This is a genomic window from Geobacillus thermocatenulatus, assembly GCF_002217655.1.
Classification (GTDB): domain Bacteria; phylum Bacillota; class Bacilli; order Bacillales; family Anoxybacillaceae; genus Geobacillus; species Geobacillus thermocatenulatus.
In genome coordinates, this window is sequence record NZ_NEWK01000001.1 from 1,006,417 (window position 1) to 1,032,585 (window position 26,169).

At 54.3% G+C, this 26,169-nt stretch carries 30 protein-coding genes and 1 other annotated feature; of the genes, 29 read left to right on the forward strand and 1 reads right to left on the reverse strand.

Annotated features, from left to right (window positions below):
* Nucleotides 1-36 precede the first annotated feature (36 nt).
* From B9L19_RS05065 to pheA, 29 genes are all read left to right on the forward strand, one after another.
* Complete coding sequence (locus B9L19_RS05065) at nucleotides 37-1,431, forward strand: hypothetical protein (protein ID WP_047752719.1); 1,395 nt, start codon at nucleotides 37-39, stop codon at nucleotides 1,429-1,431.
* Entirely contained in the window at nucleotides 1,428-2,198 is a 771-nt protein-coding gene (locus B9L19_RS05070; protein WP_025949377.1) for a PRC-barrel domain-containing protein, read from the forward strand. Before B9L19_RS05065 ends, B9L19_RS05070 begins: the two co-directional genes overlap by 4 nt.
* Nucleotides 2,199-2,214: 16 nt before the next feature.
* A complete protein-coding gene (locus tag B9L19_RS05075) occupies nucleotides 2,215-3,549 on the forward strand; it encodes a G5 domain-containing protein (protein WP_025949376.1) in 1,335 nt (444 codons plus the stop codon).
* Nucleotides 3,546-5,210 carry a GspE/PulE family protein gene (locus tag B9L19_RS05080; protein ID WP_047752720.1) on the forward strand — a complete coding sequence of 555 codons (1,665 nt, stop codon included), beginning with the start codon at nucleotides 3,546-3,548 and terminating at the stop codon, nucleotides 5,208-5,210. The genes B9L19_RS05075 and B9L19_RS05080 overlap by 4 nt, the downstream gene beginning before the upstream one ends.
* A 12-nt stretch (nucleotides 5,211-5,222) precedes the next feature.
* Entirely contained in the window at nucleotides 5,223-6,278 is a 1,056-nt protein-coding gene (locus B9L19_RS05085; protein ID WP_025949374.1) for a type IV pilus twitching motility protein PilT, read from the forward strand.
* The gene (locus tag B9L19_RS05090) at nucleotides 6,265-7,476 is read left to right on the forward strand and encodes a type II secretion system F family protein (protein WP_025949373.1); all 1,212 of its coding nucleotides are present in this window, start codon (nucleotides 6,265-6,267) and stop codon (nucleotides 7,474-7,476) included. Before B9L19_RS05085 ends, B9L19_RS05090 begins: the two co-directional genes overlap by 14 nt.
* 93 nt (nucleotides 7,477-7,569) lie before the next feature.
* Complete coding sequence (locus B9L19_RS05095) at nucleotides 7,570-8,010, forward strand: prepilin-type N-terminal cleavage/methylation domain-containing protein (RefSeq protein WP_047752721.1); 441 nt, start codon at nucleotides 7,570-7,572, stop codon at nucleotides 8,008-8,010.
* Nucleotides 8,011-8,032: 22 nt separating this feature from the next.
* Nucleotides 8,033-8,782 carry a prepilin peptidase gene (locus tag B9L19_RS05100; protein ID WP_089113907.1) on the forward strand — a complete coding sequence of 250 codons (750 nt, stop codon included), beginning with the start codon at nucleotides 8,033-8,035 and terminating at the stop codon, nucleotides 8,780-8,782.
* 24 nt (nucleotides 8,783-8,806) lie between these two features.
* On the forward strand, nucleotides 8,807-9,736 hold the full coding sequence (gene pilM, locus B9L19_RS05105) for a type IV pilus biogenesis protein PilM (protein WP_025949370.1): 930 nt from the start codon (nucleotides 8,807-8,809) through the stop codon (nucleotides 9,734-9,736).
* Nucleotides 9,726-10,301, forward strand: a complete 576-nt coding sequence (locus B9L19_RS05110; RefSeq protein ID WP_025949369.1) for a hypothetical protein — start codon at nucleotides 9,726-9,728, stop codon at nucleotides 10,299-10,301. Before pilM ends, B9L19_RS05110 begins: the two co-directional genes overlap by 11 nt.
* Complete coding sequence (locus tag B9L19_RS05115; protein ID WP_053004381.1) at nucleotides 10,298-10,999, forward strand: hypothetical protein; 702 nt, start codon at nucleotides 10,298-10,300, stop codon at nucleotides 10,997-10,999. Before B9L19_RS05110 ends, B9L19_RS05115 begins: the two co-directional genes overlap by 4 nt.
* Nucleotides 11,000-11,020: 21 nt before the next feature.
* The gene (locus B9L19_RS05120; RefSeq protein ID WP_025949367.1) at nucleotides 11,021-11,482 is read left to right on the forward strand and encodes a type II secretion system protein; all 462 of its coding nucleotides are present in this window, start codon (nucleotides 11,021-11,023) and stop codon (nucleotides 11,480-11,482) included.
* Nucleotides 11,483-11,598: 116 nt separating this feature from the next.
* Nucleotides 11,599-12,699, forward strand: coding sequence for a stage II sporulation protein D (locus tag B9L19_RS05125; protein WP_089113908.1), 1,101 nt, complete (start codon nucleotides 11,599-11,601; stop codon nucleotides 12,697-12,699).
* A gap of 429 nt (nucleotides 12,700-13,128) precedes the next feature.
* Entirely contained in the window at nucleotides 13,129-13,704 is a 576-nt protein-coding gene (locus B9L19_RS05130) for a Maf family protein (protein WP_025949365.1), read from the forward strand.
* Between the two features lie 135 nt (nucleotides 13,705-13,839).
* Nucleotides 13,840-14,520 (forward strand): RadC family protein, encoded by a 681-nt coding sequence (gene radC / locus B9L19_RS05135; protein WP_013524237.1) that lies wholly within the window; start codon nucleotides 13,840-13,842, stop codon nucleotides 14,518-14,520.
* 157 nt (nucleotides 14,521-14,677) lie between these two features.
* The gene (locus tag B9L19_RS05140) at nucleotides 14,678-15,700 is read left to right on the forward strand and encodes a rod shape-determining protein (protein WP_089113867.1); all 1,023 of its coding nucleotides are present in this window, start codon (nucleotides 14,678-14,680) and stop codon (nucleotides 15,698-15,700) included.
* Between the two features lie 19 nt (nucleotides 15,701-15,719).
* Nucleotides 15,720-16,586 (forward strand): rod shape-determining protein MreC, encoded by an 867-nt coding sequence (gene mreC / locus B9L19_RS05145; protein WP_015375500.1) that lies wholly within the window; start codon nucleotides 15,720-15,722, stop codon nucleotides 16,584-16,586.
* Nucleotides 16,583-17,101, forward strand: a complete 519-nt coding sequence (gene mreD / locus B9L19_RS05150) for a rod shape-determining protein MreD (RefSeq protein ID WP_047752726.1) — start codon at nucleotides 16,583-16,585, stop codon at nucleotides 17,099-17,101. The genes mreC and mreD overlap by 4 nt, the downstream gene beginning before the upstream one ends.
* Before the next feature lie 49 nt (nucleotides 17,102-17,150).
* Nucleotides 17,151-17,834, forward strand: coding sequence for a septum site-determining protein MinC (gene minC, locus B9L19_RS05155; RefSeq protein ID WP_025949363.1), 684 nt, complete (start codon nucleotides 17,151-17,153; stop codon nucleotides 17,832-17,834).
* Between the two features lie 2 nt (nucleotides 17,835-17,836).
* Nucleotides 17,837-18,640 (forward strand): septum site-determining protein MinD, encoded by an 804-nt coding sequence (minD, locus tag B9L19_RS05160; protein ID WP_025949362.1) that lies wholly within the window; start codon nucleotides 17,837-17,839, stop codon nucleotides 18,638-18,640.
* Nucleotides 18,641-18,891: 251 nt separating this feature from the next.
* Complete coding sequence (locus B9L19_RS05170; RefSeq protein WP_025949361.1) at nucleotides 18,892-19,659, forward strand: M23 family metallopeptidase; 768 nt, start codon at nucleotides 18,892-18,894, stop codon at nucleotides 19,657-19,659.
* The gene (locus B9L19_RS05175; protein WP_025949360.1) at nucleotides 19,652-20,512 is read left to right on the forward strand and encodes a M50 family metallopeptidase; all 861 of its coding nucleotides are present in this window, start codon (nucleotides 19,652-19,654) and stop codon (nucleotides 20,510-20,512) included. Before B9L19_RS05170 ends, B9L19_RS05175 begins: the two co-directional genes overlap by 8 nt.
* Nucleotides 20,513-20,910: 398 nt before the next feature.
* Nucleotides 20,911-20,990, forward strand: a sequence feature (ribosomal protein L21 leader region).
* Between the two features lie 14 nt (nucleotides 20,991-21,004).
* Nucleotides 21,005-21,313, forward strand: coding sequence for a 50S ribosomal protein L21 (rplU, locus tag B9L19_RS05180; protein WP_011232086.1), 309 nt, complete (start codon nucleotides 21,005-21,007; stop codon nucleotides 21,311-21,313).
* Between the two features lie 2 nt (nucleotides 21,314-21,315).
* Nucleotides 21,316-21,645: a ribosomal-processing cysteine protease Prp gene (locus B9L19_RS05185; protein WP_020756216.1), complete on the forward strand. Its 330-nt coding sequence runs from the start codon at nucleotides 21,316-21,318 to the stop codon at nucleotides 21,643-21,645.
* Nucleotides 21,646-21,660: 15 nt separating this feature from the next.
* Nucleotides 21,661-21,951, forward strand: a complete 291-nt coding sequence (gene rpmA / locus B9L19_RS05190) for a 50S ribosomal protein L27 (RefSeq protein ID WP_011232084.1) — start codon at nucleotides 21,661-21,663, stop codon at nucleotides 21,949-21,951.
* Nucleotides 21,952-22,124: 173 nt separating this feature from the next.
* Nucleotides 22,125-22,673, forward strand: a complete 549-nt coding sequence (locus B9L19_RS05195; RefSeq protein WP_025949359.1) for a sporulation initiation phosphotransferase B — start codon at nucleotides 22,125-22,127, stop codon at nucleotides 22,671-22,673.
* Nucleotides 22,674-22,876: 203 nt separating this feature from the next.
* Nucleotides 22,877-24,175: a GTPase ObgE gene (gene obgE, locus B9L19_RS05200; protein ID WP_025949358.1), complete on the forward strand. Its 1,299-nt coding sequence runs from the start codon at nucleotides 22,877-22,879 to the stop codon at nucleotides 24,173-24,175.
* A 16-nt stretch (nucleotides 24,176-24,191) separates the two neighbouring features.
* Nucleotides 24,192-24,635: an ACT domain-containing protein gene (locus tag B9L19_RS05205; RefSeq protein WP_011232081.1), complete on the forward strand. Its 444-nt coding sequence runs from the start codon at nucleotides 24,192-24,194 to the stop codon at nucleotides 24,633-24,635.
* Between the two features lie 21 nt (nucleotides 24,636-24,656).
* Complete coding sequence (pheA, locus tag B9L19_RS05210; RefSeq protein WP_047752727.1) at nucleotides 24,657-25,505, forward strand: prephenate dehydratase; 849 nt, start codon at nucleotides 24,657-24,659, stop codon at nucleotides 25,503-25,505.
* Nucleotides 25,506-25,616: 111 nt separating this feature from the next.
* Here the strand turns inward: pheA and B9L19_RS05215 are convergent, their stop codons facing one another.
* On the reverse strand, nucleotides 25,617-26,156 hold the full coding sequence (locus B9L19_RS05215; protein ID WP_025949356.1) for a transcription repressor NadR: 540 nt from the start codon (nucleotides 26,154-26,156) through the stop codon (nucleotides 25,617-25,619).
* Nucleotides 26,157-26,169 lie beyond the last annotated feature (13 nt).

A 26,169-nucleotide genomic window follows, 5' to 3' on the forward strand; every position in this document is an offset into this window, starting at 1 on the left:
AAAAGAGGTCTTTTGTCATAGAAATGGGGGGGCGTGATGAAAGAAGCTCTCATCTATGCTGGAGCTTTTGTCGTGGCGTTGTTTCTCGTTTGGCTGTTGCCGCTTGGCCTCAGCCGAATCGGGGGGATGGCGGCTGTTGCCATGGCGCTTGCGGCCGCGCTGTTAACGGAAATTTCTGAACCGCTTCTTCCGCTCTGGCAAACAGGGCTTGCTGTACTCCTGCTGTTGGCGGCCGCATCGTATTTGCTTGACCGCCGATTCGGCGCTGCTCTTTATCGCCGGACTGACTCACAGTCTACTGGGTTCATGGACGACGCGAAAGAGGGGTTCACAGGGAGAGAGCTGTCTTCCGCAGCTATCGTCCCGCCCCAGCATCCACCGCTCGTTGAGGCTGTTCCGTCGCTTCCTCTTTCCGAATCGTTTGAAACGCTTGAAGAAGGACGAGAGGCAGCCGAACAATCGACGGAAGCGGACCATCATGGCCGCACCGATCTTCTGGTTGAGGAGGCAGAAGAGATGCTGCGATGGGAGCAGGCGGAGGAGGCGGCTGGGGTTTCAGAACCGCTCCGCCGCGATTCCGATTGGCTTGATCAATGGCCGGGCGCCGTGACGCCCGATCTTGAAGCCGTGGTGCATCGCGATGAAGCGGGCGGCGAAGGGGAAACAGAACCACTTCTAGATGCTGCACAACCGGAGCATGCTCCAACATTGTCCGTGGCTGTTGATGACATGGACGACGAATGGCGGCGGTGGATGAACGAAGATGAGTACTTCCGCGTCCAAGCGGAGCAGGATGGTCTCCTGTCCATGAAAGGTCTTGATGAAGAACGAGACGAATCATGGTCCGAAACAGCCGTTTCCGAAGAAAGAGCGTTGGCTGAGATGTCGGAACTTGGGCATAATCAAGATGAACAGCAGATGGAGAGCGGGTCGCGCTCAGCGCTGGCTGACGAGTTGGCGGCATGGTCCGATGAAGAAGGGGATGCCCTCGGTTCAGACGGGGAGTCTGCTGATGTTGAGCGGTCAGAGTGGTTGAGGGACGATGCTGCAGAGCAGCCTGTTTCCATGCAAGAGGAAACGGCTCCCCTTGGTTGGGCGATCGCGGCGGGAGAAAGAGGGCATGCGCCTGCTTCGGCAAAAGTGCAAATGGCGGCGGCGGAGCTCGTGCTAAACCGCGACCGTTTCACCGCGGAGGCGTATGAACAATGTTTACGGCAATGTTTGCAGGCTCCGCTTTCCGACCGCGACTATTATGTATTTTCCCGGCTGCTGCTGGAACACTACGCACGAGAAAGAAAGGTGCAGCAGCTCATCGCGTGGATCGATGAGCTTGAGCCGCGTTTTTCCTCATATCCTGCCATCATTGCCGAACTGGCGCTTTGGCGGGATGCAGCTGCTACATTAGCAAATGATCGAGGTGAAGAACGATGAAAACGAGCGCACAAATTATGGGATTGCCGATCATCAGCATTGCCGATGGGGCGCAGATCGGCGCGGTGAAAAGTTTTGTTATCAATCCTGATAAAGGCTCCATCGATTTTTTCACGATTGAGCAAGAAGACGTGCAGCTGAGTTTAAAAGCGATTCCGTTTAAAAAAGTCATCGGTATCGGCGAGTTTGCGGTGACGGTAGCCAATGTCCATGACGTCATCGATTTGGCGGAAATCCCGATTGCCAACCAGCTTGTCAACAAGCAAATCCGCATTAAAAACACAAAAGCGATCACCCGCAAAGGCCAACTCCTTGGGGAAGTCTATGAGTTTTTCTTAAACGAGGAGACGGGCGACATTGTCGGCATTGCCCTCCGTCTTGAAAACGGTGAAGCGGTGTTGCCGGCTGATCAGGTGCTGACATATGGGAAGGATATAGTGATCGTCAGCGATGACGCGAAAGATGCGCTTGTTGCCGACGCATCGATGTTGACTCAACAGCAAAAAATCGAAACAGAAAGCGACGGCATTTCCGATCACATCCACCATGCGGCAGAGACGGCTGAAAACATCGAAGCGCTTGAATCGCTCCGCGAAAAACAAGTGGCTCTTCTTGCGGGAAAACGGGTGGTAAAGGACATTTATGATTTGAAGGGTGAACTTCTCTTTCCAGCGGGCACAACGCTTCGCGAAGAAGATGTAAGAAGAGCGCAGGAAGCGGGTCCTAGTGTGATTGTCGACGTATCGATGAACGTTGAGGCTGAGTGAAAAGGGGGCGCTTGGGGTGAGAGCGGCTTCCGCAGGCAAATTATTTGTTGTCATGGTCGTCTGCACGGTTTATTTCCTTTCCTTTGTTCGCTTGGGCGTTTTGGCGTATGAATCGTTTGGACCTGATCAAGGGCGCTATCGCTCTGGGACGTATGTCGGACCGGTGTCACTTTCTGGGATGACGAGAGGGGAAGCGGGACAAGCGGTGGCCGATCAGGTGAACGACTGGCGCGCAACGGCTTCGCTTGCCGTCCGCTATCAAGAAAAAAAAGCGGAACTGCCCATTGACATCTTTACGTTTCGTTTGTCGGAAAGCATGAAACATATCGTCAATGGCCGCTCTTCGCCGCTTCTTGTCTTGGTTGACATGAGCGCCTGCATGGAAACGGTGGAACGCCTTCTTCCGCGGACGGCCGCTGATGCGCTCGATCTCAAAGCATTGGAAGCGGATTTGGAAGCAGCGGCATCCCAGCTTTCCGTCCCTGATCAGCCATTCGATTTGGCCCGCTACTTGCCTTCTTCCGGAAGAGGGCAGACGGTTGTGAGCGAAGCGGCTGTCTCTGTTCGCGATGAAAGTCTTGCCCGTTTTCTTGCTTCCGAGCGCCGCCTTGCCTTGCCTGCCAATCAACTTGTTTCGCTGCGGACTGTCACTCAGAAGGCAGGGGACGGCTTGTCGGATCGAGCAATTTCCGCATTGGCATCAGCCGTGTACCGCGCCGTGCTGTCGACGAATTTTTTGGTGATGGAAAGGTATGCGGGGAGCAAACTGCCTGAAGGCATTCCGCCTGGATTCGAGGCCAAGGTCGATGACAAGCGTGATTTGCAGTGGCTGAACCCCAACTCGACCGACTATACGCTGATTCTTCGCTATGATGGCCGTCAACTAAAGGCGTTGGTGTACGGGTGGCCGTTTGCCTATCAATATATCGTTCGTGCGAGCAAAGCGGAGCCGATTGAACCGCGCAAAATCATTCAATATAACCCCCGTCTGGCGCCGGATGAAACGGTGACGAAGCAGACGGGGCGCCCAGGGTTGCTTGTGAAAGTGGAACGTGACGTGCGCGATGGATCTCGCTTGATCCGCAAAGAGACCGTGAGTGAGGACTTTTATCCGCCGACCTACACCATTGTGGTGAAAGGCCTCGAAGTTCCTGAATCTTCGCTGCCCAATTCGTCGCAAGAAAGCGGAGCGCAATCGCCGTCGTCTGACACAGCCAATGGCGGTCAGACGGGAGAAAGCAACGGACAGTCAGAGGCTCAAAACAGCGAGGGGCAAAACAGCAGCGCCTCAACGAACATGGCTCCTCCAACGGAAACGAAGGAAAACGGGGAAAGCGGGGGAAGTCAATGAACCAAAAACGCGAGCGGAAACGCCTCGGCGATTTGTTGGTTGAAGCGGGGCTGATTACAGAGGAGCAACTGGCGGAAGCGCTGCGCGAGAAAACGCCTGGCCAGAAGCTTGGCGATGCGTTGCTGCAGCGCGGCTATATCACAGAACAGCAGCTCATTGAGGCGCTCGAGTTTCAGCTTGGCATTCCGCATGTGAGCTTGTATCGCTATCCGATTGATCCGAAAGCGACAAGCCTTGTGCCCAAAGAGTTTGCCCGTCGCCATTTGATCATGCCTCTAAAGGTGGAGGACGATCGATTGCTCGTGGCGATGGCTGATCCGATGGATTTTTTTGCGATTGATGATTTGCGCTTGTCGACAGGGTTTCAGATCGAAACGGCCATTGCATCGAAAGACGATATTTTGCGGGCGATCAACAAGTATTACGACATAGATGAATCGTTTGATGATTTGCTTCCCACGCCGCCTGCGGAAATGCGCGATGACGGACGGACGAGTGAAGACGATTCCCCCATTGTTCGCTTAGTAAACCAAATTTTGCAGTTTGCTGTGGAGCAACGGGCAAGCGACATTCATATCGATCCGCAAGAGACGAAAGTGCTCATCCGCTACCGAATTGACGGGTTATTGCGGACCGAGCGGGCGCTGCCGAAACATATGCAAAGCATGTTGACGGCCAGAATCAAAATTTTGGCCAACATGGACATCACCGAGCACCGTGTGCCGCAGGACGGGCGGATCAAGATGAATATCGACTTCCACCCAGTTGATTTGCGTGTATCAACGCTTCCGACGGTGTACGGGGAGAAAATCGTCATGCGCGTGCTTGATTTGGGGGCGGCGTTGAATGACATCCACAAGCTCGGTTTCAATCCGGTCAATTTGGATCGGTTCATTCGCTTGATTGAGCGCCCAAACGGCATTATTTTGATCACCGGACCGACCGGATCGGGGAAATCGTCGACACTATACGCCGCGCTCAATCATTTAAACAGCGAGCAAGTCAACATCATTACGATTGAGGACCCGGTTGAATACCAAATTGAAGGGGTCAACCAAATCCAAGTCAACCCGAACGTCGGACTTACGTTCGCGCAAGGGTTGCGTTCAATTTTGCGACAAGACCCGAACATTATCATGGTCGGGGAGATTCGCGACCGCGAAACGGCGGAAGTGGCGATTCGCGCTTCGCTCACGGGGCATTTAGTGTTGAGCACGCTGCATACGAACGATGCGTTAAGCACGATCACCCGACTGATTGATATGGGCATTGAGCCGTTTTTAGTGGCGACGTCGCTCGCGGGTGTTGTCGCCCAGCGGCTTGTGCGCCGCGTCTGCCGCGACTGCCAAGAGCGGTACGAGCCGACGAAGCGGGAGCGGGACATTTTTGCGCGCCGCGGCCTTGAGGTTTCCCAACTCGTCCGCGGCCGCGGATGCCCGACATGCAACATGACTGGCTACCGGGGGCGCCTCGCGATTCATGAGCTGCTCGTCATGACGGACGAAATGCGCCGCGTCATTTTAAACAATGAATCTTTCTCAAGATTACGGGAGCTGGCTGTTCAAAACAAAATGATTTTTTTGCTCGATGATGGGCTGTTGAAAGTGAAGCAAGGGTTGACGACGCTTGAAGAAGTGCTGAAAGTGGCGATTTTGCATTGATGGGTGAGATGGATGAAGGAAAAGCTGGATGGGTTGCTGCGAGCGGCATTTGAATATCGGGCGTCTGACGTCCATTTGACGGTCGGAGCGCCGCCCATCTTTCGGATTCATGGAGAACTGAAGGCGTATGGGCAAGAACGGCTCAGGCCGGCGGATACGGAGCAAATGGCGAACGCTGTCATTCCCGCTCCGCTTTGGGAGCAGTTTCAAGAAACGGGGGAGCTCGACTTCTCATACGGATTGGCCGGCGTCTCGCGCTTCCGGATCAACGTATTTAAGCAGCGGTCTTGCGTGTCTCTTGCCGTCCGCCTCATCCCGCCGCGCGTTCCGACATTGGAAGAGCTTGGCCTTCCGAATGTGTTGAAACGCATCGCGGAAAAACCTCACGGTCTTGTGCTTGTCACGGGACCGACGGGCAGCGGCAAATCGACGACGCTGGCGGCGATGATCGACTACATAAACAAAACGATGTCGAGGCATATCATCACGCTCGAAGACCCAATTGAATATTTGCATCAACATGGGAAATCGATCATTGACCAGCGTGAAGTCGGATTTGATACGAACAGCTTCGCCGCTGGGTTGCGGGCGGCGCTCCGCCAAGATCCAGACGTCATTTTAGTCGGGGAAATGCGCGATTTGGAAACGATCCAAACGGCTATCACGGCAGCCGAGACGGGCCATTTAGTGCTCGGCACGCTTCATACCGCGAGCGCGCCGGCGGCGATTGAGCGGATGATTGATGTTTTTCCGTCTGCCCAGCAGGCGCAAATTCGGCTTCAGCTCGCTTCCGTTCTTGTCGCGGTCATGGCCCAGCGCTTGTTTCCGAATGCTCAAAAGAAAGGGAGGACGGCGGCGATCGAAATTTTGCTTAACAACGCCGCGGTGGCGAATTTGATCCGCAATGAAAAAGAGCATCAAATCGTCAACATCATGCAGACGAGCAAAAGCATGGGCATGCAGACGATGGAGATGAGCGTCAAAGAGCTTGTCGCCGCCGGGCGCATTGATCCAGCGGCGGCGGAAGCGTATATGGCAAGGGAGCGTGGGACGGATGACGCAATTTAAGTATGAGGGGCGCAATCAAAGCGGACGGAAGCAAACCGGCGTCATCGCGGCCAATTCCCGGCGCGAAGCGGTCATGAAATTGCGGGATAAAGGCATTCGTCCTGTTGTCATCACAGAGGTGCCTCCGTCTGTTTGGAACAAAGAGATTACCATCGGGCGGGCCGTCAAGCTGCAACACTTCGTCGTCTTTTTGCGCCAGTTCGCGACTCTTGTGCGCGCCGGAGTGACGATCGTCGATTCGATTCGCATTTTGGCCGAGCAGACGGAAAGCAAAGCGTTGGCCCGCTCGCTCGCGGATATGGAGCTGCTTCTCCGCGAAGGAAATGCGCTCTCTGTTGCAGCAGCCAAGCATCCGCGCGTGTTTCCGCCGCTGTTTGTCAATATGGTGCGGGCGGGGGAAGCGAGCGGCACGCTGGATGAAACGCTTGATCGCCTCGCTGACCATTTTGAAAAGGTGCACCGCACGAGGCAAAAAATCGTCTCTGCTCTCGCCTATCCCGTGGCGGTCGCCGTCATCGCCGTGGCGGTTGTCATTTTTCTTCTCGTCTCCGTTGTTCCAACGTTTGTAGACATGTTCGCGGATTTTCACGCCGAACTGCCGGGAATCACGAAGTTTGTCCTAAAGGCGAGCGCGTTTATGCAACATTACTGGTGGCTGGTCGTTCTTTTAATGATGGGGGCGTTCGTGCTGTTTAGCGCGCTCCGGAGGCAGAAGCGCACGAAGTATTACTTGGATTATGCGGCGATGCGGCTCCCCATTTTCGGAACGCTCGTGCAAAAAGCGGCGCTCGCGCGCGCCACAAGAACATTGAGTTCGCTTGTGTCGAGCTCAGTCCCGATTTTAGAGGCGCTCGCAATTTCACGGCGCGTCGTGGAAAACGAAGTGATCGCGACTGTCTTGGATGAAGCGCGGACCGCCCTTGAGCGCGGCCAGCCGCTCGCTGAACCGCTCCGCCGCCATTGGGCGTTTCCGCCGCTTGTTGCACAAATGATCGCGATCGGCGAGCAAACCGGTTCGCTTGATGCCATGCTCGGCAAAGTCGCCGATTTTTATGAGGCGGAAGTCGACGCCGGCACCGACCGGCTGAAGTCGCTCATCGAACCGCTCATGATCGTGCTGCTCGCCGGCGTCGTCGGGACGATCGTCACTTCGATCATCGTGCCGATGTATGATATCTTTAATCACATTCAACAATAATTTGCATAAGAAGATCTTCCTATTTTTTCGACTATGTTGTAGAATAATAGGGAAATGATGCTAAAAAAATCCCAAGAAAAGGAGAGGAAAGTCATGTTCAAGCGCATCTTGAAAAACGAGCGCGGTTTGACGCTCATCGAACTGCTTGCCGTCATCGTCATTTTAGGGATTATCGCAGCCATTGCCATCCCGGCGATCGGTGCCATCATGGACAATTCGAAAAAAGACGCCCACATCGCCAATGCGAAGCAGGCTGCGAGCGCGGCGCGGCTAGCCATTGCGGCGGATAAGAACACAAAGACGCAATACACACTGAAAGAACTGTATGAAGGCGGTTATTTGGAAAATATTCCAAAATCGCCTGGGAAAGTGTCCACCGATAAATACGATGCTGAAAAAAGCATTGTGAAAATTATCAAGGACAATAACGGGATCACGTATAAAGTGACGCTTGTGGATGGGAACGGTACCTTCAAATATATCGATGATAAAGATGTCAGTGAACTCAAGAGAGATGACGTGAAACTAGAATAGGATGCAGATATAAATGGTATTGATGGCCTATTGGCTAGTATTGCTTTGCTCTTTCATTTTGGCATCATTTTTCAACGTCGTTGGGTTGCGGGTCCCTGCCGGGGAGTCGATCATCAGGCCACGGTCGCATTGTCCGGCGTGCGGACGCACGCTGTCGGCGAGGGAGTTGATCCCAGTCGTGTCGTATGTCGTGCAGCGTGGGAGGTGCAAAGGGTGCGGGGAGCGCATCCCCCCCCTTTACCCGGCGATGGAATTGGCCACCGCTGCCTTCCTTACGGCCGCGCCGATATGGGTCGGCTGGAGCGGGCGGCTCGTTGTGGCGTGGACGTTGATCAGCTTGTTGGCGATCATCGTCGTCTCCGATCTTCGCTATATGCTCATCCCGGACCAGGTGCTTTTCGTGTTTGCCGCTTTGTTTTTGGTTGAGCGGCTGTGGATCCCGTTTTTGCCGTGGACCGATATGGTGATCGGTTCGGCGGTCGGATTCGGTTTGCTTCTTTTGATCGCTGTGCTGTCCAAAGGCGGGATGGGCGGCGGCGATGTGAAGCTGTTTGCCGTGCTTGGGATGGTGCTCGGATGGAAATTGGTGTTGCTCGCGTTTTTCTTGGCGACGTTGTACGGAACGGTGATCGGGCTTGTCGGCATGGCGTTGGGCTACGTGCGGCGCGGCAAGCCGATGCCGTTTGCGCCGGCGATCGCGCTTGGAGCGCTGACGGCGCTGTTTTTCGGCGATCGGATGATGGAATGGTACATCGCGTTGTGTCTGCGATGATGGGAAGGAAGGGAGCGAACAGCGATGGCGTTATGGCGGAGGAATCCCAAATATGTCAATATTGTGCTCAAAGACCATGCCATTCGTTATGTGGAAGCAAAAATTGGGAATTCGCCTGAAGTGAAGCGATGGGGTGAGCGTCCGTTGCCGGCCGGGATTGTGCGAGATGGTCGGATCATCGATCGGGAGACGTTGGCGTTCGTTTTAGAGGAATGTGTGGAGGAATGGAAAATCGGTGGGCAGTGCGTGCGCTTTGTCGTCCCTGATCCATTCGTCATGATCCGCAGTTTGCCCCTTCCTTCCCATTTATCGGATGAAGAGATTCGCGGTTACTTGTTTATGGAGCTTGGCGAATCGATTCCACTTCCCTTTGCCGATCCGGTGTTTGACTATGTTGTAATGGAGAGGACGAACGAGTCGCTTTCTATTTTGCTGTTTGCGGCGCCGGAAGAAGCGGTGTCGGAATACGCAGTGTTGTTGGAGGAAGCGGACTTGCGCCCGGTCGCCGCGGATGTATCGCCGATTTGCGCCTATCGGCCGTTTTATGTCGCTGGACAAGCAGGCCCGGATGACCATGTTTTGCTTGTGCAGTTTGATGAATCAGCTGTAAATTTGAGCGCATTTCACCGCCATTTGCCTTTGTTTATGCGCCATTTGCCGCTTGAGGAGCGGGAACGGGCGACAGCGCTCGTCGATCCGTTCATCGATGTGTACAAAGAAATCGAACGGATGATGAGTTTTTATTCATTTTCTCTCCAGCAAGGCAAACAATCGATTACACGCCTGTTTGTTTCGGGCGACCATCCGGAGCTGGAACATGTATTCACCGCTTTGAACGAGCGGCTCGATGTGTCTGTCGAACGGCTCAGCGCACCCTTTGATCCGTTGCCGGACCGCTTTCATCTTGCTTGGGGATTGGCGCTGAAAGAAGGAAGGGCTGACGATGATCGCTGAAATCAACTTGTTGCCGAAAAAAGAAACGAGGCAGCCAATCCGTCTCATCCTGTTGCTCGGTGCGGCGCTTCTTCTTCTCGTTGCCTTCGGGCTGTATTGGATGATAGAACGAGCGGACCACCGCCAAGCTGTGTTGGAGGCGGAGTTAAAGAAGGTGCGTGCGGAACAAAGCATGCTCGCGGCGAAAGCGAAGCAGGCGGACGAGGGGAAAGAATGGGAAGAGTTGGCGAAAGCAGTGGAATGGGCGCAACGCTACCCGCTGAAATCGGTTCCGTTGCTGCGTGCGCTGACGAAGCAGCTGCCTGAACGCGGATTCGTGATGAATGTCGAGTACTCGAGCCAAACGAAAATGACACTTATGGTGCAATTTGATGCGCCGGAAGAGGCGGCTTATTATTTGGACCGATTAGGCAGAGTGAAAGCAGTCAAAAGCGCAAAGCTCGTCAATGTGACAGCCAATGTGAAAGCAGAAGACGGGCAGACGGGCGATCAAGTCGTGCCTAGGTACATCGCTCAGTATGAGTTAGAAATGCGTCAAACTGGCGGGGAGGAGAAACCATCATGAGCCGCTTTGGCAAATGGCCGCTTCTTGCGGCGGTGCTGGCCCTGATCATCATCCTTTTGTTTGCGGCCGCCTATGCATGGCTCGTCATGCCTCGCTACAGTGCGCTTAAACAGATGGAACAAACCGTGCAGAGTGAGAAAAAGGTGTTGGCTGCTTTGAAGCAAAAACAGGCTCTTTCCACAGAAAAGACGGCGGAAACAGTTGCGGCTTTGCAGAAGAAAGTTCCTGTCTACCCGCTTACGGATCAGTTGCTGCTTTTGTTTCAGAAGGCGGAATACGTTGCCGACAGCCAATTGGTGAGCGTCCAATTTTCCAATGAAGGGGTTGAGTCTTCGCCACAGAACGGCAATGGCGCGAGCAGCGGAGGAGAAGGAGCGCAAGCCGCATCGCCTCCGAGCAGCATTCAGTCCGTCACCGCCCAATTGACTGTGCAGTCGCCCTCCTACTATCAGCTTGAACGGTTTTTAGAGGTGCTGGAGCAGTCGGAACGCGTTGTAGCCATTGAGGGGCTGACGGTGACGGGCCCTCCCGAGCTGACATCAACGAACGATGATGTTCAGCCATTGACATATTCGGTGACGGTGCGGGCGTTTTACGCGCCAAAGCTTGAAAAATGGAAACAACTCGCACCAACGCTCGATGTTCCTCCGCCAAGCGGCAAGGACAACCCCTTTGCTGCGACAGCACCGGCGTCCTAGTTGGCAGAGGGGGGCGATGAGATGATCATTCGCATGAAGCGGGGGATGACCCTCATTGAGCTTTTGGCTGTGTTGGTGATCATCGGCATTGTGGCGATGATCGTCGGTCTTGCCATGTGGACGGTGATCGACCGGGCGCGCGAGCGGGCGTTTGTTTCCGATGCGTATGGACTATATGAAGCGGCGCGGCTGTATGTCGGCGCCGAGAAAGTGGAATTTTTGCCAGCCCGTTCTTCTGCCATATTGTCGTATGGAGAATTGGTGGGCAACGGTTTGCTGGATCCAATCGAAGATCCGTTTACCGGAAATGTATTGCCGCCGGAAACGAATCCATCGTACGTGCTTGCCACGAAGCGGGAAGATGGCGGGATCGATTACGCCGTTTGCTTGAAAGGGGAGACAAAGCAGCTTTGCACCTATGAGGGGCGCGAGCAGCCGATTCCTGTCGAAGCGCTGGGGACCGAGGCGATTCGCAACCGTTGATGTCGGAAAATGAAGAACAGAAGCAGGGACAAGACGACAAATGTCTTGTTCTTTTTTTTTTCGTTTGTGGTAAGATAGGCGAAAGAAATCGAAGCATGAAGAAGGACGGTGGCCAAATGGACAAGCAGCGCATGCGCATTATGGTGAATATCAATGGCAAGCCCCGCCCATTCACCGTGGAGCGTTCGTCGGAAGGACGGCCGTCCGAGGAGTCGGGTGGATATCCGGTGGACAGCCATCTAGGGAAAGGACAGCGAGCCAAAAACGAGGCGGATGACAGCCGCCAAGTGAGCGCGTTTCAAGAAGGCGGGATCTCAACAGGTCTGTGGGTTGCGGAGGATGAGCAAGTTCGAGAAGATATTGAAACGACGGGTTGGGAAGAGGCGGCCGCCCTTGAGGCGGATGAAAGGGTCATTTCCGTTTCCGAGGCGATGCAACAAAAGAAAAGCGCCAGACGTCGGACATGGCGGCTGCCGGCTCAAGCCAAGCCGCTTTTCGCCGCCGCGTTGGTTGCTGCGTTGGTCGGCATGGCGTTTGGCATGACGGTGCTGCGCATCATTCCGAAGGAAAAATTAGCTTCGTCGCCGGCATCTGAAGCGATGACGGAATGGACAAAGCCTGAAACAGCGGCGGGCGAAGAAGGAAGAGAAAGCGTCATACGAGCGCCGTTTTCCATTGCGGTCATTCAAGCTGGCGTCTATTCGAATGCGGCGGCGGCCAAGCAGGCGTTCGAGTCGATCAAAACAGCAGGCGTGCCGGTCGTCGTCGCGGGGCAAAAACCGGCAGCGCTCTATATCGCCGTCGGCGCGGATAAGGAAACGCTGCGTGCGGTCAACGACAAATATCGCGAAGCAGTGTCGAGCACGTACGTCAAAGAACTGCTGTTTTCTGCGGATGCAAACGCGCGCCGTTTAGAGGTTGTCCGAAAGGGAGAAGCTCTGTACAAACAGATGGCGTCAGTCTCCGCTGCCTTGCTTAGCGGCCGGAATGTTGGCGAAGATGACTGGCGGACGCTGCAAACCGCGTATCATGCATTGGAAAAAAGCAAAATGGACGACGGCAAAACAGCGGGAGGCTATATCGAGGCGCTGAAGCAGGCGTATGTCGCCCTTGCCGCATACAAAGAGCAACGGGATGAAGCGCTGTTGGCCAAAGCCCAGCAACAGCTGCTCGAGGCGCTCGCCGCTTATATCAAATTGGTGCCGTTAGGGAGCTAGAAGCCCCGTTTTTTTTTCTATTGCATATAAGTTGCAATAAAGAATTTCCGATTTTTTCGTTTCTACATTTATCTCCATACAAGTCGACTATGATATAACGTGGCGAGTGACCGGCTGGATGTAAAACAAATTATTATAGATGGCAACGAAAACGTTTCACATATCCTTGACGGAAAAGCGTTTGCCATTTTTCGGCTGTCAAAGGCAAGCCTGTGGCTTGGACGACCGAACAACCTCCCGCTTCACAGACCCATACATGAACCTGAAAGCGGCGTTGTTCGGCCGCCCCACAGTCGCTCAAATGACTTGGAAAAGCTGCAACGGTTCATGCTTCAAATGGCATCTATACAGAAAATTGCCTTTCACCGCAAAATTTGCTACGATACAAATGAATCTTCCGAGCCGAAACGAGTGAAAGGAGAAGGAATGATGCCTCCACGGTTCGTGCTTGCTTCCCGCTCCCCGCGCCGCAGGCAGATCCTCGAGCTGGCCGGTTGGCCGTTTGACGTTCAAGAAAGTCAAGCCGATGAGACGATCGCCCCCGGAACGCCCCCTGATGAAGCGGTCCAACTGCTTGCCCGCCGGAAAGTTGAGGCAGTGCTTCCCTCTTTCCCTGATGCGTACGTTCTTGGCGCTGATACGATCGTGGTGTGCGACGGCCGCTTGTTAGGGAAGCCGCGCACGGAAGAAGAAGCTTTCGCCATGTTGCGGCTCTTGTCCGGGCGAACGCATGACGTATGGACCGGCGTCGCCATCGCACTCCCTCATGGTGTCATCACATCGTTTGCGGAAAAAACAGCCGTTACGTTTTGGGAGCTCGATGACGAGGAAATCGCCGCCTATATTGCGACCGGGGAGCCGATGGACAAGGCGGGGGCGTATGGCATCCAAGGCCGCGCCGCCCTGTTTGTCAAACGGATCGAAGGCGACTATTTGACGGTCGTCGGCCTGCCGCTGTCGCGGACGGTAAGGGAATTGCGCCGGCTCGGGTGGCCGCCGGCATAGATGAAAGCACAGGCGGCCGCCGTCTGGCGCTTTTTGGCAAAAGAACGCCCCCGCAAACGGATTCTGCTGTCGTACCGAGGGGCGGTTCAAGCCTCTCCATCTTTCGATGAAGCAAAACAAAAAAGGGGGAGTATGATGGCGTGGATGATCCGCGATGTTCCGAAAGACAGCCGGCCGCGTGAACGGCTGCTGTCATCAGGGCCGGAAAGTTTATCCGACCATGAACTGATCGCCATTTTGTTGCGCACGGGCACGAAGGAGGAGTCGGTCGTGCAGCTCGCCCAGCGTCTCCTTCGTCATTTTGAGGGGCTGAGGTCGCTCAAAGACGCAACGGTCGAAGAAATGACGAACATCAAAGGGATCGGGCCGACGAAAGCCGTGCAAATTTTGGCGGCGCTCGAGCTCGGCCGACGCATCCACCAGTCCGGCTGCGCCGACCGCTATGTGATTCGTTGCCCGGAAGACGGAGCGAAATACGTCATGGAAGATATGCGCTTTTTATCGCAAGAACATTTTGTCGCCATTTATTTAAATACGAAAAATCAAGTCATCTACCGCAAAACGGTGTTCATCGGCAGTTTAAACGCCTCGATTGTCCATCCGCGCGAAGTGTTTAAAGAGGCGATCAAACGTTCCGCCGCCTCAGTCATTTGTGTGCATAACCACCCTTCTGGCGATCCGACGCCAAGCCGCGAAGACATCGATGTGACGAAACGGCTCGCGGAATGCGGCCGCATCATTGGCATCGAGCTCTTGGATCACCTCATCATCGGCGATCAAAAATTCGTCAGTTTGAAAGAAAAAGGCTATGTCTGACGGTTCTCATTTTTTGTCGAATCAGTTATAATATCAACTATGGGTTTTTCCGAATCCGTTCGGGCGGTGTTGTACAATTTATAAATGACTTGACATCCGATCCATGTTGTCAATAGAAAATCATATGCATTTCGTTTCGGAAAGGAAGATCAATCATATGTTTGGAATTGGGACGAAAGATCTCGGGATTGATTTAGGAACAGCGAATACGCTCGTTTATGTGAAGGGAAAAGGGATCGTTTTGCGCGAGCCGTCGGTTGTCGCCATTCAGCGCGACACGAAGCAAATCGTCGCCGTCGGCAATGAAGCGAAAAACATGATCGGGCGCACGCCGGGCAACATCGTGGCGCTTCGTCCGATGAAAGACGGCGTCATCGCCGATTATGAAACGACGGCGACGATGATGAAATATTTCATTCGCAAGGCTGTCAAAACGAAAGGGTTGTTTGCCAGCAAGCCGTATGTGATGGTATGCGTGCCGTACGGCATCACGGCCGTGGAGGAGCGCGCGGTCATCGATGCGACGCGCCAGGCTGGAGCACGCGATGCCTATACGATTGAAGAACCATTTGCGGCCGCGATCGGCGCCAATTTGCCGGTGTGGGAGCCGACCGGGAGCATGGTCGTCGACATCGGCGGCGGTACGACTGAAGTGGCCGTGATTTCGCTCGGCGGCATCGTGACGAGCCAGTCGATTCGCATCGCCGGCGATGAAATGGATGAGGCGATCATTCAATACATCCGAAAAACGTACAATTTGATGATCGGAGAACGGACGGCGGAGGCGATTAAAGTCGAGATCGGCTTAGCCGGAAATCCGGAAGGAATCGGAAACATGGAAATTCGCGGCCGCGACTTGCTCACTGGGCTGCCAAAAACGATCGAAATCAGCGCCGAAGAAGTGGCTGAGGCGCTGCACGATACGGTCTATGCGATCGTCGAGTCGGTGAAAAACACGCTCGAAAAAACACCGCCGGAGCTGGCGGCTGACATTATGGACCGCGGCATCGTGCTGACAGGCGGCGGCGCTTTGTTGCGCAATTTGGACAAGGTCATCAGCAAAGAGACGGACATGCCGGTCATCGTCGCGGAAAATCCGCTTGATTGCGTGGCCATTGGCACCGGGAAAGCGCTCGACCACATCGACTTGTTTAAAAACAAGGCGAGAGACCATCGCTGACGGTAAGAAGGTGTGAGGCATGCCACAGCTTTTTGGGAATAAGCGTCTCATTTTTTTGCTCGTCAGCATCGTCATCCTTGTCATGTTGATCGGCTTTTCCCTGCGCAGCCGCGAAGAGTTGACGTGGCCGGAGCAGTTTGTCAAAGATACGGTCGGCTTTGTTCAGCTTTTGTTTGGGAAGCCCGCCCAGCAAGTCGCGGGCTTCTTTGAAAATGTGAGCGATCTTCGCCGCACCTATAAGGAAAACGAACTGCTGAAGGCAAGACTTGAGGAATATGCGGCGCTTGAGACCGAGGTCGAGGCGCTGCGGCAAGAAAACGAACGGCTGCGCGCGTTGCTCGATAAAAAAGAGAGCTTGCGTGATTTTGTTTCGATTCAGGCGACGGTGATCGGGCGGAACCCGGATCGTTGGCGGGAAACGATCATCATCAACAAAGGCGAGCAACACGGCGTGAAAAAAGATATGGCCGTCATCACCCCAGCGGGGCTTGTCGGCAAGGTGCAGCACGCTTCCCAATTTACGTCCACTGTGCAGCTGTTAAGCGCGCTTGACCAAAACAACCGCATTTCCGCTTATATCCAAGGAAAGGAAAACGTGTTTGGGTTGATCGAAGGCTACGATGAGAAGCGGCGCGAGTTGCTGCTCGGAGAAATTCCGATTGACGCCAAAGTGGAAAAAAGGCAAAAAGTGTTGACTTCCGGCCTTGGCGGCGTGTTTCCGAAAGGGCTGCCGATCGGTGAGGTGACCGAGATCAAGCCGGACCAATACGGATTGACGAAAGTCGTCTATGTCAAGCCGTTTGCCAACTTGTATGATATTGACGACGTCATGATTGTGAAACGAACCATCGATGCAGCACTGCAGGAAAAGGAGGAGGCAAAGTGAACAAGTGGCGTCTCCCTTTCCTTGCGGTGTTATGTTTTGTGAGTGAGAGCCTTTTTGTTGATGTATGGCCAAAAGGCGACTTGTATGTCCACTATTTTTTTGTTCCCCGGTTTTTTCTTGTTTTTCTCGTGTTCACAGCGATGCATTTCGGCGGGACGCGGGCGATGGGGTACGGGTTCATCTTCGGGTTTCTGTATGACTGCGTCTACACAGAGCTGCTCGGTGTTTATGCGTTTGCCTATACGCTTATCGCCTACTTAGCGGGCAAAGCGATGAAATGGTTCCACCAAAACTGGTTCGTTGCATCGCTCTTGTCGCTGCTTTCCATTGTGCTGCTTGACAGTTATATCTACGGCATCCAGCTGTTGATCGGGCGGACTGATTGGCCGTTTTCTGTTTTTTGGGACCGCCGTCTATGGCCGACGCTGCTTCTGAACGTCGCGTTTTTGCTCGTCTTTTCGTACCCGCTCGAACGGCGATTGGCCAAAATTCACCGGTTTGAGCAGGAAGAATAAAAGAGGAAAAACGGCCCGTTTTGTAGAATTATTCGTTGGGGTGAACGTTGTGGCGAAACAAAAGCAGCAGTACGTGACGATTAAAGGGACGAAAGATGGGCTGACGCTGCATCTCGACGACCGCTGCTCGTATGACGATTTATTGAAAGAAATCGAGGAGCGGCTTGTCAAACAAGCTGGCGTCGCGCCAGACAGCCCCCTTGTCTCTGTTCATCTGAAAATGGGAAACCGCTATTTGACGCCTGCCCAAGAGGAAGAGGTGCGTGCGCTCATCCGCCGTTCAAAAAATTTGGTCGTCGATTCGATCGAAAGCAATGTCATGTCGAAAGCAGAAGCGATAGAATGGATGAGAAAAACGGAAATTGTGCCCGTTTCGCGCATTGTCCGTTCGGGACAAGTGCTTCATGTCGAAGGGGATTTGCTGCTGATCGGCGACGTGAACCCTGGCGGAACGGTCATTGCCGGAGGCAACATTTTCATTCTCGGCGCCTTGCGCGGCATCGCCCATGCCGGGTATGCCGGCAATAAACAGGCGATCATCGCTGCATCGGTCATGAAACCGATGCAGCTGCGCATCGGCGACATTATGAGCCGAGCGCCCGATTCGAAAACGGATGAAGGAAATGAAATGGAATGCGCCTATATTGATGAGCATAACCAAATTGTTGTCGACCGCCTTCAGCTGCTGATGCATTTGCGGCCGAATTTGACGCGCTTAGAAAGGAGAATGTGACCGTGGGAGAAGCGATCGTCATCACTTCCGGAAAAGGCGGCGTCGGCAAAACGACGACGACCGCGAACCTTGGGACGGCCCTCGCCATTCTAGGGAAGCGGGTGTGCCTTGTCGACACCGACATCGGGCTGCGCAACCTCGATGTCGTGCTTGGGCTTGAGAACCGAATTATTTATGATTTGGTCGATGTCGTGGAAGGGCGTTGCACAGTGCAAAAAGCGCTTGTGAAAGACAAGCGGTTCGATCACTATTTGTATTTGTTGCCGGCCGCGCAAACGAGCGATAAGTCGGCGGTCAACCCCGCGCAAATGAAACAGCTCATTGAGGAGCTGAAACAGGAATACGATTATGTGCTCATCGACTGTCCGGCCGGAATCGAACAAGGCTATCGCAACGCTGTCGCCGGCGCGGACGAAGCGATCGTCGTCACGACGCCGGAAGTGTCGGCGGTCCGCGACGCCGACCGCATCATCGGCTTGCTTGAAGCGGAGGAGCACGTCAAGCCGCCGCGCCTCATCATCAACCGCATTCGCAGCCATATGGTGAAAAACGGCGATATGTTGGATGTCGACGAAATCATCTCGCATTTATCGATCGAGTTGCTCGGCATTATCGCCGACGATGAAAACGTGATCAAAGCGTCGAATCGCGGCGAGCCGATTGTGCTGGACCCAAACAGCAAAGCGTCGATCGCCTTCCGCAACATTGCCCGCCGCATCCTCGGCGAGTCGGTGCCGCTCCCGCCGCTTGAGGAAGAGGAGAAGGGGCTGTTTTCAAAGATTCGGAAAATCTTTAGTTTGAAATAATGGAATGGGCGCAAGAAGGCCGCAGAATGGGCCTTCTTTTTTTATTCCTATTGTTGTGCTGTTTGCAACCCCTGACCTGCAACAATGGAAGCAGGATGGTATCGATCGGTTGCGGACACGTTTGGTGTGAAACTGTTTGAGGGGGGGCGCAGACACGTTCGGCGAATGGCACTGAAAAACGCTCGTTCATATTCCATGAGGTTGTCTCATAAATTAGTACAAACGTTGTTGGAAAGGTGGAGGGGGGACGTATGGATCGACGCGTCCGTGAGATGAAAAAACGCATTGAAAAACGAAGAAGGGAACGTCAATATAAGGGGCAGGATCCAAAAGAATCTAGATGGAGCGCTGCTGATGAGGAGCGGTACGGGCTGCCGGTCGTCACGTATGACCGCTATTCGTTTGAATCCGCTCCCCATCCGTTGTTCCGCAAAGAATGGTTTTTATTCAAAACACTCATCGCTGCCTGTCTCGTGCTCGTGACGGCTATTTTGTTCCAGCATCCGTCCGCTTCCCTCGAGCCGGCGCGGCAGTTTATTGCCCGGACGATGGAAACCGAGTTTCAGTTTGCGGCCGTCTCAGCCTGGTATGAAAAAACGTTCGGTGAGCCGCTCGCTTTTTTTGCCCCGAAAAAGGAAGAAAAGGTGAAAACGGCTTCATCCTACGCAGTGCCGGCTTCTGGACGGATTCTCGAAAGTTTTGAAAAAAACGGGGAGGGCGTGACGATCGAAACCGAGAATGGAGCCAAAGTGGAAGCGATGAAAGAAGGGATTGTCACCTTTGCCGGTACGAAAGACCGTCTCGGCAAAACGGTCATCATCCAACATGCGGACGGCACGGAGACGTGGTATGGACGTTTGGGGGCCATTTCGGTGAAATTGTATGATTTTGTCGAAATGGGGCAGGAAGTTGGCACGGCCGAGGCGAGCGAGGAAAATAAACAGAAAGGGCTGTTTTATTTTGCGATTAAACAAGGAGATGAATTTATCGATCCGATTCAGGTGATTTCCTTTGAATAAGTATATGGCGCTGCTCGGGAAGCTGCACGTCCACCCGCTGTTATGGCTGATCGGCGGCATCGCGGTGCTTACCGCCCATTTCAAGCAGCTTTGCCTGCTGTTTTTCATCGTCCTCGTTCATGAGCTCGGCCATGCGGCGGCAGCCGCGTTTTTCTCTTGGCGGGTGAAGCGGATTTTGCTGTTGCCGTTCGGCGGAGTGGCGGAAGTCGAAGAGCACGGCAACCGGCCGTTTGGCGAGGAGTGGATCGTGACGCTCGCCGGGCCGGCCCAGCATCTGTGGCTCACAGCGGCGGCGTTTTTTTTGTGGAAGGCCGGCATGATGGATGGCGGGAGCTGGGAGCTCTTTTTTCGCTACAATGCGGCCATTTTCGCTTTGAACTTGCTGCCGATCTGGCCGCTGGATGGAGGCAAGCTATTGTTTTTGCTGCTGTCCTACCGCCGCCCGTTCAGCGAAGCGCACCGGAACACGGTCGCCATATCGGCCGCCATGCTTGCTGTCGGCGTCGTTCTTTTGTTTGTGTTGGCGCCGCGCCAGCTTGATTTATGGGCGATCGCCGCCTTTTTGGCGCATGCTCTTTGGCAGGAGCAAAAGCAGCATCCGTATGTCGTTATGCGCTTTTTGCTTGAGCGGTATTATGGAAACAAAGGCGGCTATACAAAGCTGCGGACGATTACGGCGCCGGCGGACGAACGCATCTCGGCCGTGCTGCAGCGATTTTACCGCGGACAAAAGCATGCGATCATCGTCGTTCGCGGCGGGCGCGAACGGGCGACGCTCGATGAAAACGAGCTGCTGCATGCGTTTTTTGCCGAAAAGCAAGCCGATGCGCCGCTTGGCGCTCTCATCTATTGATCGTGGCTATATATAGATGCAACGAAAACGTTTCACATATCCTTCACGGAAAAGTTGCTTATCTATTTTTTGACTGTCGGAGGCAAGCCTGTGGCTTGCCCCCGTCACGCCAAGGCGTGACGGGAGGCCGAACAACTGCTCACTTCACAGACCCATACATGGGTCTGAAAGCGGCGTTGTTCGGTCGCTCGACAGTCGATCCAATGCTCGGTAAAAGCGACAAATGTGAAAGCTTCAAATGGCATCTATATAGTCGTTTGCACCGTTTCATCATCGCTCGCCGGGGGGACGAAGATCACGGTTGACGGCCGGCCGTTTCTATGTTACGATAGATGACGTTGTAGACTTTTTGTCCTGCCAACAAGGGCAAAAGAGGGCGGCTGTCGCAAAAAGACGCACCCGCACTACAACCGCTCAGCGCGGGCGATGAAGCGCTCTGTCTTGGGCCGCCTTGGCGCTGGCGAGTCTGAGTCCATGAAGGAGGTGCGATGCATGTACGCAATTATCGAAACTGGCGGCAAACAATTGAAAGTCGAAGAAGGCCAAGAAATTTACATCGAAAAATTGGATGCGAATGAAGGCGATACGGTCACGTTTGACAAAGTGCTGTTCGTCGGCGGGGAAACGGTGAAAATCGGCAACCCGACGGTCGAAGGCGCAACCGTGACGGCGAGAGTGCAAAAACACGGCCGACAAAAGAAAATTATCGTCTTCAAATATAAAGCGAAAAAGAACTATCGCCGCAAACAAGGCCACCGTCAGCCGTACACGAAAGTCGTCATCGAAAAAATCAACGCGTAACGATGATCCGCGTCACGATTGAACGGGAAGCGGACGGCCGCATCCGCGCGTTTACGATGGAAGGGCACGCCCATTTTGCGAAACGCGGGCAGGACATTGTATGCGCCGGCGCTTCGGCGGTCTCGTTCGGCACGATCAACGCCATCGAGACACTGATTGGCGTAAGCCCGCATGTTTCGCTCGGCAAAGACGGCGGCTACCTCCGCTGCGAGCTTCCGAAGCTGGAAGAAGCGGCGGCAGAGAAAGTACAGTTGTTGTTGGAAGCGATGGTCGTTTCGCTAAAGACGATCGAACGCGATTACGGAACATTTATCCGCGTGACATCCATCTAGCGGGAGGTGACTGCCATGCTGAGACTTGACCTGCAATTTTTTGCTTCGAAAAAAGGGGTCGGTTCGACGAAAAACGGCCGCGACTCGATCGCGAAACGTCTTGGCGCAAAACGGGCTGACGGCCAATTCGTCACCAGCGGTTCGATTTTGTACCGTCAACGCGGAACGAAAGTCCATCCGGGCTTGAACGTCGGCCGCGGCGGCGACGATACGCTGTATGCGAAAATCGACGGCATCGTCCGCTTCGAGCGGCTCGGCCGCGACCGCAAACGCGTCAGCGTCTACCCGGTCAGCCAAGAAGCGTAATCGATGTGGAAAAAACTCTAACCCGTTCGGTTAGAGTTTTTTCTTTTTGGCGTCGAAAAATCGTTCCCGTTCAATGTCAAAAAATGTTATAGTAAAAGTACATGCCTCCCCCATGGAGGCGGAAGTTCAAGCGAGGCAGGGAGCCTGCGCTTATGTGGATAGGGGAGCGTCGGATGGAGAAACGATGGACTGTCGTTGAGGTGATGCGCCATGCCCGTCATGACTGGCTGAACAAAATCCAGCTCATCAAAGGGCACTTGGCGCTCAATAAAATCGAACGGGTGCAGGAAATCATTGAAGACATGATCGCCGAGATGCATCAGGAAACACGGTTGACGAACTTGAAAGCCGAGCAGTTCGCTGAGCTTATCATGACCTATAACTGGGAGCCGCGCCCGTTTGTTCTTGAGTATGACATCACGGACGGCGAAGCCGATTGGTCACGGTGCGATGAGCAGCTGACTGAATGGTGCCGCCAATTTTTTCGCCTGCTTGAAGCGCAATCCGATGAGCGGACAGAAAACCATTTATGTTTATCCATTGAGCTGTCCGATCGACGGGCGGCGCTGTTTTTGGATTACCGCGGCGCGTTTCGGGACGGCGAAGCCATTCGTACTTGGCTTGAGCGCTGCGAACCATCGCCGCCGCTTCGGCTCGTGTCGTTTGCCGTTGGCGAGGGCGAATTGACGGTGGAGCTTGAGCTTTTGGCCGGGGAATCTTGATGGTTGATTGGGAGACGGAGAATAGGGCGTGGACCGATCGCTCCAATCAGACCGAAAAGCGGCGGCTGGGCTTGAACCGCCCGCCAGCCTGCAGACGGCCGGTGCTTGCGTACATATTGACATCATGGAATCGACTCTGTATACAATAATAAGTATTAGTCATACTCATTTTACCATGATGGAAGCGAATCGGAGGAACAGCCATGTTTGTTGATCAGGTGAAAATTTATGTGAAAGGCGGGGACGGCGGCAACGGCATGGTCGCATTCCGCCGGGAAAAATACGTCCCAAAAGGCGGGCCGGCCGGCGGAGACGGGGGCAAAGGCGGTGATGTCGTCTTTGTCGTTGATGAAGGGCTGCGCACGTTGATGGATTTCCGCTACCAGCGCCATTTTAAAGCGCCGCGCGGCGAAAACGGCATGTCGAAAAACCAGCACGGGAAAAATGCGGAAGACTTGGTTGTCAAAGTGCCGCCTGGGACGGTCGTTATCGATGCCGATACAAATGAGGTGCTCGCCGATTTGACGGAAGCCGGACAGCGGTTTGTCGTCGCCAGAGGCGGGCGCGGCGGGCGCGGTAACACTCGATTTGCGACGGCGTCCAACCCAGCGCCGGAAATCGCGGAAAACGGCGAGCCGGGCGAAGAGCGCAACATCATTTTAGAGCTGAAGCTTCTCGCTGACGTCGGGCTGGTTGGGTTTCCAAGCGTCGGCAAATCGACGCTGCTGTCGGTCGTCTCCGCAGCCCGTCCGAAAATCGCCGAGTACCATTTTACGACGCTCGTTCCGAACTTGGGCGTTGTCGAAACAGAAGACGGCCGCAGCTTTGTCATGGCCGACTTGCCGGGGCTGATTGAAGGCGCCCATCAAGGGGTGGGGCTTGGGCATCAGTTTTTGCGCCATATTGAACGGACACGCGTCATCGTCCATGTCATCGACATGGCGGCGGTGGAAGGACGCGACCCGTATGACGATTACGTCGTCATCAACGAGGAGCTGAAGCAATACAACTTGCGTTTGACGGAACGGCCGCAAATTGTCGCCGCCAATAAAATGGACATGCCAGGTGCCGAAGAAAACTTGCGCCGCTTTAAAGAGAAAGTCGGCGAGGCGGTGCCGGTCTTTCCAATTTCAGCCGCGACAAGGCAAGGAGTGCGCGAGCTGTTGTTTGCCATCGCCGACCTGTTGGAGACGACGCCGGAATTCCCGCTTCATGAACGGGAAGATCCGGCCGTGCAGCGCGTCGTGTACAAATATGAAAAAGAGGAGCCGCCGTTTACGATCACCCGCGCCAGCGACGGAGCATTCATTTTGGCGGGCGACAAAATTGAAAAGTTGTTTAAGATGACGGATTTCTCGCGCGAAGAATCGGTGCGCCGCTTCGCCCGCCAGCTGAAGGCGATGGGGGTGGATGATGCGCTGCGCGAGCGCGGTGCGAAAGACGGAGACACGATCCGGTTGCTTGATTACGAGTTCGAGTTTGTCGACGACTGGGATGAATAGAGCGGGGGAAGGTGCGGTGGAGAAAAAATTTTATTTGGTGCGCGAAGACGTCCTGCCGGAAGCGATGAAGAAAGTCGTGCTCGCGAAACAGCTGCTTGAACGGAAAAAAGCCGCCTCGGTCGCTGAGGCGGCGCAGCTCGCCAACATCAGCCGCGGCGTTTTTTACAAATACCGCGATGCCATTTTTCCGTTCCAAGCGGTGACGAAAGAAAACATCGTCACGCTCTTTTTCCATTTAGAGGACCGCTCCGGAACGTTGTCACAGCTGCTTGGCGTTGTAGCGGCGGCCGGCTGCAACGTGCTGACCATCCATCAAACGATTCCGCTTCAAGGGAGGGCGAACGTGACGCTGTCGGTCAGCACAAACGATATGAACGAGGAGATTGATGAGCTCCTCGCGAAGCTCAAACAGCTCGAATTTGTCGAAAAAGTGGAAATTGTCGGTTCGGGAGTGTATTAAAGCAAGGGAGAGGCAAACGAGATGAAAATCGGTTATTTAGGACCGAAGGCGACGTTCACCGAAGCGGCAGCTGCTCTTCTTTTTCCGTCGCAGCCGCGGGAGCCGTATGACACGATTCCCGATTGCATCGACGCCGCAGCGGCCGGAGAGATTGAAGCGGCCGTGGTGCCGCTCGAGAACGCCTTGGAAGGATCGGTCAATTTGACACTCGACTATTTAATTCACGAACAGCCGTTGCCGATCATCGGCGAAATTGTTGTGCCGATCGAGCAACATTTGATGGTGCACCCCTATTTCACCCCGCATTGGCGCGAAGTGAAAGAAGTGTATTCCCACTCGCACGCCATTGCCCAATGCCGGAAGTTTTTGCATACGGTGCTGAAAGGGGCGAAGCAAGTGCCGATGACGTCCACGAGCGCCGCCGCGAAATTTGTGAGCGAGCATCCGCACTTGCCGGCGGCGGCGATCGCCAACCGGCTGGCGGCGAAACAATACGGACTGGTGATCGTGCAGGAAAACGTCCACGATTACGATTACAACCATACGCGCTTTATTGTCGTCAGCCGGCGCAAAGAGCCGCTTTCGCCTGTTTCGCCTCTTTATGCCGGTGACAAGACGACTGTGGTCGTCATGTTGCCGCAAGATCGTCCGGGCGCACTCCATCAAGTGTTATCAGCGTTTGCCTGGCGGCGGCTCAATTTAACGAAAATCGAATCGCGCCCAGCGAAAACGGGACTTGGAAATTATTTCTTTATTATTGACATTGACGCGCCGATGGATGACGTCCTCATCCCAGGGGCAATCGCGGAAATTGAGGCGCTTGGCTGCACCGTGCTGCTGTTGGGCAGCTATCCATATTATTTTGCTTGACGAAGACAAAAAATGCGGATGGGGCATAGCCGTCCGCATTTTCTCTTTTCCAGCGTCCTGGCGCACGGGATTCGCGAAGAGGGAATGACGGACGAGCGCAAGGCGATCCGTTCACGATTCGATCAGAAATCCGGCCTGTTTCAAGGCGCGGCAGGCGGCGTCAAGCTTCACTGGTGAATCGGCTTCCAGCGTATGCAAATGGGTTCCGTCCGTCAGTTGCAACAAATACGACGATTTTGTCGCCTCGATTTTGGCGATGAATTGGTCGACTTCTAGGCGGTTGCTCACCATGATCGAGGCGGTTAAATCGCCGTAGACCGGATGCTCGATTTTGACGTCCTTGACCGTCACGCCGCGATCCACGAGCAAATACAACTCTTCTTTCGTCTGTTCTGGCGTATGGAAGCAGGCGACCGTCCTCGTGTACGTTTTGGCCGGCTCAGCCGGCTTTAAATACAAATACCCTTGGCTTGTGGCGATGATCGGTTCGTTGCGCGCCTTTAACAGTGAAATGTCTTGGACGATCACTTGGCGGCTGACGTTCGTTTTCGCTGCCAGCTCAGCCCCCGTGAGCGGCGCTTCGCTTTCTTTCAACCATTGCAAAATGAGCTGGCGCCGCCTTTCTCCGAAAATTTTCTTTTCCTCTTTCACCTGCCATTCCTCC